11 protein-coding genes are annotated in these 12,062 nt (G+C 46.4%); 1 reads left to right on the forward strand and 10 read right to left on the reverse strand.

Going from position 1 to position 12,062, the window contains the following annotated elements:
* The first annotated feature begins 8 nt into the window (after positions 1-8).
* The gene (gene cas6f / locus FAI41_05190) at positions 9-617 is read left to right on the forward strand and encodes a type I-F CRISPR-associated endoribonuclease Cas6/Csy4 (GenBank protein ID QCE33035.1); all 609 of its coding nucleotides are present in this window, start codon (positions 9-11) and stop codon (positions 615-617) included.
* A 26-nt stretch (positions 618-643) separates the two neighbouring features.
* Here the strand turns inward: cas6f and FAI41_05195 are convergent, their stop codons facing one another.
* The 10 genes from FAI41_05195 to nuoG form a co-directional block, all read right to left on the reverse strand.
* Positions 644-1,525: a DUF421 domain-containing protein gene (locus FAI41_05195; protein QCE33036.1), complete on the reverse strand. Its 882-nt coding sequence runs from the start codon at positions 1,523-1,525 to the stop codon at positions 644-646.
* Between the two features lie 78 nt (positions 1,526-1,603).
* A complete protein-coding gene (locus FAI41_05200) occupies positions 1,604-1,951 on the reverse strand; it encodes a YnfA family protein (GenBank protein ID QCE33037.1) in 348 nt (115 codons plus the stop codon).
* Between the two features lie 59 nt (positions 1,952-2,010).
* The gene (nuoN, locus tag FAI41_05205; GenBank protein ID QCE33038.1) at positions 2,011-3,477 is read right to left on the reverse strand and encodes an NADH-quinone oxidoreductase subunit NuoN; all 1,467 of its coding nucleotides are present in this window, start codon (positions 3,475-3,477) and stop codon (positions 2,011-2,013) included.
* A gap of 6 nt (positions 3,478-3,483) precedes the next feature.
* Entirely contained in the window at positions 3,484-5,013 is a 1,530-nt protein-coding gene (gene nuoM / locus FAI41_05210; GenBank protein QCE33039.1) for an NADH-quinone oxidoreductase subunit M, read from the reverse strand.
* A gap of 40 nt (positions 5,014-5,053) precedes the next feature.
* Positions 5,054-6,895, reverse strand: coding sequence for an NADH-quinone oxidoreductase subunit L (nuoL, locus tag FAI41_05215; protein ID QCE33040.1), 1,842 nt, complete (start codon positions 6,893-6,895; stop codon positions 5,054-5,056).
* Positions 6,892-7,194: an NADH-quinone oxidoreductase subunit NuoK gene (nuoK, locus tag FAI41_05220; protein ID QCE33041.1), complete on the reverse strand. Its 303-nt coding sequence runs from the start codon at positions 7,192-7,194 to the stop codon at positions 6,892-6,894. Before nuoK ends, nuoL begins: the two co-directional genes overlap by 4 nt.
* A complete protein-coding gene (gene nuoJ / locus FAI41_05225) occupies positions 7,191-7,742 on the reverse strand; it encodes an NADH-quinone oxidoreductase subunit J (protein ID QCE33042.1) in 552 nt (183 codons plus the stop codon). The genes nuoK and nuoJ overlap by 4 nt, the downstream gene beginning before the upstream one ends.
* 10 nt (positions 7,743-7,752) lie before the next feature.
* Positions 7,753-8,295, reverse strand: a complete 543-nt coding sequence (nuoI, locus tag FAI41_05230) for an NADH-quinone oxidoreductase subunit NuoI (protein QCE33043.1) — start codon at positions 8,293-8,295, stop codon at positions 7,753-7,755.
* Positions 8,296-8,310: 15 nt separating this feature from the next.
* Complete coding sequence (gene nuoH, locus FAI41_05235) at positions 8,311-9,288, reverse strand: NADH-quinone oxidoreductase subunit NuoH (protein ID QCE33044.1); 978 nt, start codon at positions 9,286-9,288, stop codon at positions 8,311-8,313.
* Complete coding sequence (nuoG, locus tag FAI41_05240) at positions 9,285-12,059, reverse strand: NADH-quinone oxidoreductase subunit NuoG (protein QCE33045.1); 2,775 nt, start codon at positions 12,057-12,059, stop codon at positions 9,285-9,287. The genes nuoH and nuoG overlap by 4 nt, the downstream gene beginning before the upstream one ends.
* Positions 12,060-12,062: the final 3 nt, after the last annotated feature.

The following is a 12,062-nucleotide window of genomic DNA, read 5'->3' on the forward strand; positions in this document are numbered from 1 at the left end:
GACTAAAGATGATTCTTTCCCATTATATTGATCTTCTTCCTGTGCCGGAGGAGGAGATGAGAGTTTCTCAGCTTATGGCAGATTGTTTTGGTATGATTCACAAGGCACTGGCTTTTTCAAAAGAGGAACGGATCGGGATTTCACTTCCCCATCATAAGGAAGGGTTAGCAGAAATGCAGACCCCGTCCCTTGGGAATCTTTTGCGTTTGCATGGCTCAGAGGAAGCTTTACGAAATCTTTTGAAACGACCGGAGCTTCAGACTCTAACTGATTATGTTCATATTAAAGGTATTTTACCTGTTCCACGTGGAACACAATATCGTTCTGTAAAGCGGGTGCAGGTAAAGTCCGGAATGGAACGTCTTCGTCGACGTGCCATAAAGCGTCATAATATCAGCCAAGAGGAGGCGCAGAGACGCTATCCTGACGGTGGTGAGGCGGTAAGTTTTTTGCCTTATTTATCCATCAAAAGTTCGAGTAGTCATCAGCATTTTAAGCTCTTTATTTCTCATGGAGAAATTATGGAAAAGCCTGTGGCTGGAAAATTCTCGGCCTATGGTTTAGGCATAGCGGATCAGAAAAAAAATATCCCATGTCCGACTGTGCCTTGGTTTTAATGTCGAGAGATTAAACAGGTGGAAATTTAAGATTGTTGTGTGCCGGGGGCACGACTGACAGTTCGTGGCCAGCGGAAGGATTTCTTTCTGTTTCTTTTATCGAGAAGGGCTTTGTTGCGGCGGTTTTCCTCTTTATAGCGCTTTTTTTGCTCTTCATTATCCGTATCGTCCTTATCTTTCTCCTTTTCTCTTTCGGAAAGCGGTTTAAGATAAGGAATAACTCGGCCATTCATACAGATATAGACAAAGCCGTCGTTGCCATATTCTCCAAGAAAAATATCTTCGACATCTTCAAGTCCGTATTTTGCCATGTCATTTAAGACATCTTCTTTGGTCTTATCGAGGCTTTTAAGGACGCTTTCACGAAATTCGCCTTGGTAAATAATTGCTGCGGCAGGAATGCGTTTGCTTTCGCATGTTGCGGTTAAGGCACCATTAGGCTCAATTTGCGCATAGGCGACCTCACTGAAGGAAAAAATACCTTGTAGGTTAAGTTGGGAGGCAACATTTAAAAGGTCTACCCGGCTATTATGGGCAAGGATAGGCTCCATAAGAAATTTACCGTTTTTAATGATAGGAATAGGATTGCCAATCGCAACGGCATAAAAATGGCTGTAATGACGGTAGAGATAGTTAAAAACGGAAAGAACACCTACACTTAGCAACAGAGCGGCGAGATAAGTGACAAGATACATATTGCGATCATAGAGCGCCCCTCCGATAACTCCCCCTAAGATAAAATTGCCAATAAGATCAATAGCGTTCATTTGTGAAAATTGCGTTCTTCCAGAAATACGCAAATAAGCGAGAATAATGCTAAAGCCCGCTAAGAGTTTTAGAAGCATCGAAAAGTAAAAATCAATATGAGTGAGAATATGTCTGAAGGTATTTTCTAATGGATGAAACATGATTCTTTTCCTTCTTTTTCAAGCGGCAGGCATGGCGAATAGAGCGTTTTTAAGAGGATGTAAAATATTGAGCGCCTATTACAGGCTATTTTGGTGGGGCGCATAAAAAATGATTGCCGCCCCTAAAAGGCAAAAGCAGAGTCCAAGAATGTCCCATTTATCGGGTCGGATATGTTCTATTCCCCAGAGCCATAAAAGACTGCAGAGGATGTAAATACCGCCATAAGCGGCATAGGTTCGTCCAGCATTTTCGAGCGGTATTTTGGTTAAAATCCATGCAAATAAAATAAGGGATGTCGTCCCAACGATGATCCAATAGGGGGATTTTTCTTCTTTCGCCCATAGAAAAAAGGAAAAACAGCCGCCAATTTCAGTAATTCCTGCGAAAAGATACACAAGAAGGGTCTGAAAAAGGAGGCTGTTCATTCGAAATAATTTCCTGATAGAAACATCTTTAAAAAAAGAGAATATATCAGGCAAGGTCCTTAGGAAGCTAGGGTTAGTAAATTATGCTGAATAAGGGTGATAAGCGGTTGTGGCCAAATACCAAAAAGCAGAACCATGATTGTTGAAATTAAAATCACTAGACCGGCAGGGCTAAGAGGCCAAGTGCTGGAAACTTGATATTCCCGCTGGCTAGGGGCTTTTAAATAAAGGCTGACTGTCACACGTAAATAGTAATAAAGACCAATTGCGGAGCCAGCAACGACTGTCCCTGTTAAAATCCATTGATGGGCTTCAACAGCTGTCGCAAGCACATAGAATTTCCCAAGAAAGCCGAGTGTTATTGGAATCCCAGCCAGGGAAAGCATTGTTGCTGTCATCATAATTGCAAGCCAAGGGCGATACCAAAAGAGGCCACGATAGGCAAACAAAGATTCAGCATCGCTTTCACGGCACGGGCTGGAGACAAGGCTAATGACCCCAAAGGCCGCAAGATTACTGAAAAGATATCCAACAAAATAGATGCCAATCGTTTCAAGGGCCATATTCGAGAGATTTAAAGCCGTGGCTGCTACCAACAAATAGCCCAGATGGGCGATGGAGGAATAGCCAAGCATCCGTTTGATATTGCTCTGGCTTAAAGCCATGAGATTCCCAAAAAGGATAGAGAGAAAAGCGATGACTTCGAGGACAAGACGAACCGCTTCAGAATGTCCTTCCAGCGGGATATAGGATAAAAGTCGGATAAAGGCGCAAAAGATTGCAATTTTACTGGCTGTTGCCAAGAAAGCGGAAACAGGTGCGGGAGCACCCTGATAAACATCCGGTGTCCAGAGATGGAAAGGCACAAGAGAAAGTTTGAATCCTAGGCCGACAAGCATCATCCCAAGACCTGTTAAGAATAAAGGGGAGCGGCAAAGGTCTGTCGCAAAGGCCTGTCCAAAGCTAATAAAGGAGAGGCTTCCGGAATCGGCATAGAGAAGTCCCATGCCAAAGAGAAGGAAGGAGGATGCCGCAGCAGATAAAATGGTATATTTTATGCTGGCTTCGAGAGATTTTTCCCGTTCAAATGCGTAGCCGACAAGGCCAAAAAGTGGGAGTGAAATCAGCTCAATTCCTAAAAAGAGAATGGCGAGATGATCTGCGTCTGCAAGAAGAATACCGCCCAAAACAGCTAGGAGCAAAAGGAGGTAAAACTCGTCTTTATTGTCATGGTAGCCTTTGAGCCAAGGGTAGGCAAAGAGGCAAGTCGCAAGTCCTGCGATGAGAACAAGGGCCGTGTAAAAGAGTGCATAATGATCGACCCGCAGCAGTGAGGTGATTGCCATCGTTCCTGCCGGATATATTGGGCAAAGGGAGAGGAGGGCGGCTCCCATTCCAATGAAAGAGAGCGCTGCATTGAGGCAGTGGTGACGTTGCCAGGAGATAGAGAGCATGACGGCTACGACAGTCAACCCGACAATCAACAGTGGGAGCAGTGCGATCAGTTGTTGCAAAGTTATTGTCATGACAGTTTACAATCTTGCAGTGGAAAGAGAATGGGTAAACCATTGCTGAATATTGCTCACCGCATAATGAGACGTATCCAGAACGGGTTGCGGCCAGAGGCCTAAGGCGACCAATAGAATGGCTAAGGTTAAGATAATGGAAAGTTCACGGGCAGACATGCCGGGTAATATCTGTGCTACAATGTCGCTTTTGGGCGGCCCATAATAGGCCCTGCGGATGAGCGCAAGGGAATAAATTGAAGCAAAGACAAGCGCAAAAGTGGCAATGATTGTCACGAGAGGTGCTACAGGAAAGGCTCCAAAGAGGATCATAAACTCGCCGACAAAATTACCTGTTCCCGGCATGCCCAAGGTTGCGACAGCGAAGAACATGGAAAGTGCAGGAAGATAGCGGATTTTCCCCCAAAGACCTCCCATTAGCCGCATATCCCTCGTATGGAGGCGTTCATAGAGCTGACCGCAAAGGATAAACATCCCAGCCGCTGAGAGGCCGTGGGCCAGCATTTGAATGACGGCACCTTGATAAGCGAGTTCACTGCCTGTGTAGATGGCAATGAGCACAAAGCCCATATGTGAGATAGAGGTATAGGCGACCAACCGTTTAATGTCAGATTGCGTAAAGGCCATCCATGCACCGTAGAAGATGCCGAGAAGCCCTAGCCACATGGCAATGACGGCAAACTCAGCAGAGGCATGGGGGAAGAGTGGCAAGGAAAAGCGCAGCATGCCGTAAGCCGCTGTTTTAATCAAAACACCGGCAAGATCCACGGATCCGGCTGTTGGGGCCTGTGCATGTGCATCTGGCAACCAGCCATGCAGAGGTACGACAGGCATTTTGACGGCAAAAGCGAGGAAAAAGCCGAGCATCAAAAGATATTCAACATTATGGGACATTTTCGTGTTGAGCAGGTCTTCATAATTAAAGGTCCAAACACCGCTGCCGCTGTGATGGATAAAGACCAGTCCGAGAATGGCAACCAGCATGACGAGTCCGCTGGCTTGTGTATAGATGAAGAATTTTGTTGCTGCCGAAATTCTTGTTTTGCCTGTGGAGGCGCTGTGCCCCCAAAGCGCAATAAGAAAATACATTGGCACCAGCATCATTTCCCAGAAGAAAAAGAAGAGAAACATATCAATGGCTAAAAAGACACCGATAACACTGGCGAGGATCCACATGAGGTTAAAGCAGAAAAACCCCGGATGTTTCTTAATTTCGTTCCACGAGCAGAGAAGTGCCATTGTCCCAAGGAATGCCGTTAAGACAATCAGTAAGAGGGAAAGACCATCAAGGGCGAAATGGATCGAAATGCCAAAACGCGGAATCCAAGGGAGGATGAATTCGGATTGCCACTGCGGAATCCCTGTGGGAATTGCAAGGGAATAGTTTCCGATACCCCATAAATAAAGTGACAATCCAAGGGTTGAGACCATGCCAGCCAATGCGATCCAAAGGGGGATTTTGTGGCCTAAGCGTTCCGTTTGCCAAGAGAGAAACCCGGCAAGAAACGGAATTAAGATTAACCAAGGTAATAACATAAAAACGTACGTCCCTTATCTTTTAATTTTCAGCATAGAATCAACGCAATACCATCAATAATGCCAAGATAATGATAGACCCAATGCCCATAGAGGCGGCATACCAACGCAGGCAGCCATTTTCACTGATAAGTAAGCCTCTTCCACTCAGGCGTGAGAAGAAAGCCACTGTATCCATGAGAAGACTTAGCGGATCTTTTTGGAGCCATGTGGCAATAAAGAGGTAAGGTTTGACGAAAAGGAAATGATAAAGTTCATCAAATCCCCATCCGCCGAGCCACCATTTTGTTAGTAAGGTACCGATTTTGCTTTGAGAAATTGCTGTGACGAAACGACGCTCTCCCAGCCATAGGCAAGCAGCAATGCCAATACCGGAAAGGGCAATAACGGCAGAGGCCCCTTGGAGAAAGAGCGTATGATTATGATCTAATATTGCTGTTTCTGGAAGCACATCTTTGAGGGGGAGAACGATCAATGCCCCGACAAAGGTTGAGAGGATCATCAGTACAGAAAGCGGAAAATATTCTGTGATGGCTTTTCCGGCATGGGCGTGGATCTGTTCTTTCCCGTGGAAAGCAATGAAGATCATGCGGAAAGTATATAATGAGGTCATAAAGGCCCCAGCTAAACCTGCCAGCATTAAATTGACGTGGCCATTGACGAAAGCACCTGCTAGGATTTCATCTTTACTAAAGAAGCCTGCAGTCAGCAGAGGAACGGCAGATAAGGCACCGCCACCGATTAAGAAGCAGGCATAGATAAAGGGAAGTGATTTACGTAAACCGCCCATTTTGAAGATATTCTGCTCGTGATGGCAAGCTAAAATGACAGAGCCGGCAGAAAGGAAGAGTAATGCTTTGAAAAAAGCATGTGTCATCAGATGGAAAATTGCGGCATCCCAAGCTTGCGCTCCGAGGGCTAAGAACATATAGCCAATCTGACTCATCGTAGAGTAAGCAAGCACACGTTTGATGTCAGTCTGCACCAGTGCGGCAAAGCCGGCGAGAACCAATGTCACAGCACCGATAATGCCAACCAATTCTAAAATTTCCGGCGTCATTAAGAAGAGGGCATGTGTACGTGCAATGAGATAAACACCGGCTGTCACCATTGTTGCGGCATGGATCAAGGCAGAGACAGGTGTCGGCCCTGCCATCGCATCGGCAAGCCAAACTTGGAGTGGAATTTGTGCGGATTTACCGACAGCACCGCCAAGGAGCATCAAGGTCGCCCATGTGAGTGCTGTATCTCCGATAGCAAAATGCTGGGGCACTAAGAGTGCCATTTCCTGAAAATCGAGCGTACCGAGGTCTCTGTAGAGAATGAACATTCCAAAAGCGAGCAAGACATCCCCGATACGGGTGACGATAAAGGCTTTTTCTGCGGCATTATCATTCTGAAGATCGGTATAGTAAAAGCCGATTAGGAGATAAGAGCAGAGGCCGACCCCTTCCCAGCCAAGATACATCAGGAGCAAATTGTCGCCGAGAACCAGAATAATCATGCTGGCGATAAAGAGGTTCGTATAGGCGAAAAAGCGGGAATAGCCCTCTTCGCCTCGCATATAGTAAGTGGCATAGACATGAATGAGAAAACCAACCCCTGTGACAATGGAAAGCATTGTTAAGGAGAGGCCATCTACAGCAAAGCGGAAGGCAATGTCGAAATGATCGACAGACATCCAAGTCCAAAGCGGTACTTTGAAAGCTGTCTGCCCATCGGAAAAAAAGTCAAAATCAATATAAGCCGTTGCCAGGGCGGACAGACCGATACTGCCTGCCCCAATGAGGGCAGAAAGATTTTCTGACCAGCGGCGACCAAAAAACGCTAATAGGAGAAAGCCAATGAGCGGAATAAGAAAGGTTAAGGTAAGAATATTCATCCGTGTAACTCACTTGCTGAATCCGTATCCAAATTCTGGCGGCGGCGTTGAAGCTGGAAAAGTAAGGCGAGACCGATGCTGGCCTCGGCGGCAGCAAGAGTAATGGCAAGAATATACATGACTTGCCCATCGGTCTGCTCCCAGACGGAGCCGGCGACAACGAGCGCTAAGGCTGCGGCATTAATCATAATCTCTAAACTAATCAGCATAAAAAGAAGATTACGGCGAATAACGAGCCCTGCAAGGCCGAGGGCAAATAAGATCGCTGCAAAGGTTAGGCCATGAGAGAGCGGAATCATATTTGTTCCTCCGTTTTAATAAGGGCGTTCTTATGATGATCAAAAGAAAGTTCCTCTTCGGTATGGTTGCGCCCAATATGGAAAGCGACAATCATCCCAGCGAGCAGAAGCATTGAAGCGAGTTCAACAACCATGACATATGGCCCAAAAAGGGAAATACCCACCTCTTTGATCCCGATGATTTTGCCTGAGATCATTTGGGGGCTGAGGTCAAAAATCGCATAGAGCATCATGGCGAGAAGTACTGCGGAAAGAAACGCAGGGCCAATCCAAGTTTGCGGTTTAAGCCATTCACGTTCCTGTTCAATTTCAGCTTGTCCAAGATTAAGCATCATAATCACGAAGACAAAAAGTACCATGATGGCACCCGCATAGATGATGACTTCGAGCGCCCCTGCAAAATAGGCCCCAAGAGAGAAGAAAACCCCAGAAACGGCTAAGAGAGAAACAATGAAATATAAAAGGGCACGCACAGGATTTGTATGGGTAATCACTCTAAACGTGGCAATGATGGCAATAAGTGCGCAAAGATAAAAAGAGAATGCCATGTTGTCCTCCTTAGGGGAGCAGGGTTTTGACGTTGATAGGTTTTGCTTCGTTTTCAGCAAAGCCCTTATTTTTGCCCTTAATGGCAATACCGCTCATTTTATAAAAATTATAATCAGGATATTTGCCGGGACCTGAAATCAGGAGGTCCTCTTTTTCATAGACAAGATCCTGCCGCTTATATTCTCCCAATTCAAAATCAGGGGTTAGCTGAATGGCTGTTGTGGGGCAGGCTTCTTCACACAGACCACAAAAAATACAGCGGGAAAAATTGATGCGGAAAAATTCTGGATACCAGCGGCCGTCTTCTGTTTCCGCTTTTTGCAAAGAGATACAGCCGACAGGACAGGCAACAGCACACAGATTGCAAGCAACGCAGCGCTCATCGCCATCAGGATCACGGGTGAGCACGATACGTCCACGGTAACGTGGTGGAACGGGGACAGGGGTTTCGGGATACATTTGGGTTTCACGCTTGGCGAAAGCATGCATACCAATAATCCAAAGACTACGAATTTGTGTGCCGAAACCGACTAATAATTCTTTTAATGTCATCGTATTTGCACCATTTTATTGTGCTTTCCAGAAAATAATGGTCGCTGTGACTAAGAAGTTTAACAAAGTTAGCGGCAGGCAGACTTTCCAGCCAAAAGACATCACCTGATCATAGCGTGGGCGCTGTAGTGCTGCACGAACCAAGATAAACATCATCATAAAAAAGGAGGTCTTGAGCGCAAACCATAGGAAAGGCGGTAAGAAAGGGCCTTGCCATCCCCCAAAAAACAGGGTGACGATTAAGGCCGAGACGGTCACAATGCCGACATATTCTCCGACAAAGAACATGCCAAATTTCATGCCGGAATATTCGATATGATACCCATCAGCAAGTTCTTGCTCTGTTTCCGGCTGGTCAAAGGGATGACGGTGGCAGACGGCAATGGCGGCAATGGCAAAGGTTAAAAATCCAAAAAATTGCGGGATAATATTCCATAGATGGGCTTGGCTATGGACAATATCGCTCAGGTTAAAAGAACCTGCTTGCGCCACGACGCCCATCAGGGACATGCCAAAGAAGACTTCGTAGCTCAGTGTCTGCACAGAGGCACGCATCGCCCCAAGCAGAGAATATTTGTTATTGCTGGAATAGCCGGCAAATAAAACCGCATAAACAGCAAGTCCTGCCATCATAAAAAAGAAAAGAATGCCAATATTGAGGTTAGCAATCAGCCAGTTTGGTGTGATGGGAATGATGGCAAAAGGCAGGAGCAGGGCGGTAAAAGCAATCGCCGGTGCCAATGTAAAAATGAGTGGGTCTGTAAATCGTGGAACCCAGTCTTCTTTAAAGAACATTTTTATCATGTCAGCAATCAGCTGAAGCGATCCGCCCCAGCCAACACGATTAGGTCCGTAACGATTTTGGAAAAGGCCAAGAAGGCGTCGTTCTGCAAAACTCATAAAGGCTGCAATGATAACAACAGCGAGTAAAATGACGATCGCTTTAAGAACGCCTAAGAGAATGCTAACCATTTCAGGAGTTAACCAATTCATACTTCGACCACCCTTAGAGTATCAATATATTGATGGGCTAATATTGGTGCGATATCTGGGAATCCCATTGGCAACCCAATTTGTCCTGTTGTCAAGTTCTCAGAAAGGACGACAGGTAGCTGAATGATTTGCTCGTTTATCTCTAATATGAGGAGCATACCGGCTGTGATACCGAGTTTCGCTGCATCCGCTGGATTGAGTTTGAGATAAGGGCTTGGCATACGTTTTTGAAAAACGGGGGACCGCTGAGAAGTCTCTTCACTTCCAAATAAATGATAGAATGGAACAATCTGCCACTCTTCGGATTTTGCCTTGAAAGCTTTAGGAATAGCGGTGAAGTAATTTAAGCTATCTTCACCTTTTTCAAAGAGGCGGATTCCGGGATCGCCATGACGTAAATGCCCACCGATTTCTGCTTGGAATTTGTTCCATGCCTGCGGCGAATTCCAGCCTGGTGCCCATGCAAAAGGAATTTCTGAGCGCGGTGCGGACGGCTGGTTGTTTCCCTCCATGGAAAAGGCAAACATGCTGTCTTTATCTTGCGGCTGGCGGGGTTCATGTACGCTGATATTGGCACGCATTGCGGTGCGCCCGCTGTAACGATGCGGCTCACGGGCGAGTTTTTGCCCTCTGACACGAAAGGAGGCATCCGGTGCGGCGTCTTTGATTTTTTCAAGGGCAGGCAGCGTTTTACAGACCTCATCAATGATCTGATCAAATTGCCCCCAATCAGCTTGTCCCGCTTTCATGGCAGAAAGCCAGCGCCAAGATTCGAGAATGGTGACGCTCTTATCATAAAAGGCTGGATCATAAACTTGGAAGAAACGCTGGGCACGTCCTTCATGGTTGACAACTGTGCCATCGCCTTCGGCAAAACTTGCCGCGGAAAGAACCAGATCGGCTTTCTCCATGATTTTTGTTTGCAGATGGTCAAGAACAATGACCGAAGCGGCCTTTTCTAAAGCGGCATCAACATCTTTAACACTTGCATGGCGGTAGAGATCATTTTCAAGAATAATGACATTATCGGCTGATCCATTTTTCAATGCGCTCAGCGCTTGATCCAAGGAGCCGCCGCCAATCATGGCAAGGCCAATAGAATTAACCTCATCGGCTACGAGCGTTAAGCCAACTTCACTCCCTTGTTCTTTGAGCGCTTTGGCAATGTTTGCCGCAGATTGAAGGATGGCGGTACCGCCTGCCTGTGTACCAGAGATAATTAAAGGTTTTCTCGCTTCTCGTAACGCATTGACAATATCATCCACTTTGCGCTGACAATCTGGTGGGAGATCCTCAACCGCAGGGGCTTGAGGATCGATTTTATGGGCAATGGCAAAGGCCAGACGTGCCTGATCTTCGGCAGGGGCATGGTAAGTTGCGGCGGCGGCATCATCGAGACGGGTTTTATCTGTACTTGTGATAAAAAGCGGGAATCTTGAGCCTTGTGCAATATTTTGAAGCGCAGCGACTTGCCAATTTTCAAGCGGGCTGGCAGCGGCTCTTTCACGCTCTGTCATTTTAGCCATTTCCGCCGGTGTTGGGCATTGCCCACCGCAGGACATTTCTTTTGCTTTTTGTTTCAAGGCCTGACGAACAGCCAAGGCAATGCGTGCCCCCGTCTGTGTAATATCTTCGCCTAAGATGAGGACAGTATCATAAGATTCAATTTCTCGCAGGGAGGGGGTATAAATACCGCTTTCCTGTAGAATTTTTAAAGCTAAATTTAGTCTTTCAAGTTCGTCTGTCGCTAGGCCTGTATAGAAATTATCAGCACCTACTAAGTTGCGGAGGGTGGTGTTGCTTTCGATACTGGCACGTGGTGATCCGATGGCAATGGTTTTTTTTGCTTGGCGTAAAAATGCTGCAGCCTCTGCAATAGCCTCTTGTGCATCGAGTTTTTTATTCTCTTCTGCGTGTCGGCGCATAGGATGTTTGGGACGATTTTCCAGATTGACATAGCCATAGCCAAAACGTCCGCGGTCACAGAGAAAATAATGATTTACAGTGCCGTTATAACGGTTTTCAATGCGGCGTAATTCGCCATAGCGTTCCCCTGGGCTGATATTGCACCCGACAGAACATTGCTGGCAAATGCTTGGCGCAAACTGCATGTCCCATTTGCGGTTATAGCGTTCTGTATGGGTTTTGTCGGTAAAGACACCGGTTGGGCAGACTTCCGTAAGATTTCCAGAGAACTCACTTTCCAGCGTGCCATCTTCAATCCGGCCGAAATAGACATTGTTATGTGCCCCAAAAACGCCAAGATCAGTGCCATCTGCATAGTCTTTATAGTAGCGAACGCAACGGTAGCAGGCGATGCAGCGATTCATTTCATGGGCGACAAAAGGACCAAGATTCTGATTTTGATGCGTCCGTTTTAAAAAGCGAAAACGGCGTTTATTATGGCCTGTCATGACAGTCATATCTTGAAGATGGCAATTTCCACCCTCCGCACAGACAGGGCAATCATGCGGATGGTTGGTCATCAGCCACTCAACGACACTTTGACGGAATTCTTTCGCCTCATCATCTTCGATGGAGATCATAGTGCCATCTGTGGCCGGTGCCATGCAGGACATGACAAGGCGACCACGTTTATCATCTGCATTTTGATATTGTTTTACGGCGCACTGGCGGCAGGAGCCGACACTTCCGAGGGCTGGATGCCAGCAAAAATAGGGGATATTAAGGCCGAGTGAGAGACATGCCTGCAACAGATTATCTGCACCGTTAACCTCATATTCTTTGCCATCAACGTAAATTGTAGCCATTTT

The organism is Acetobacteraceae bacterium (assembly GCA_004843165.1).
Taxonomy (GTDB): Bacteria; Pseudomonadota; Alphaproteobacteria; order Acetobacterales; family Acetobacteraceae.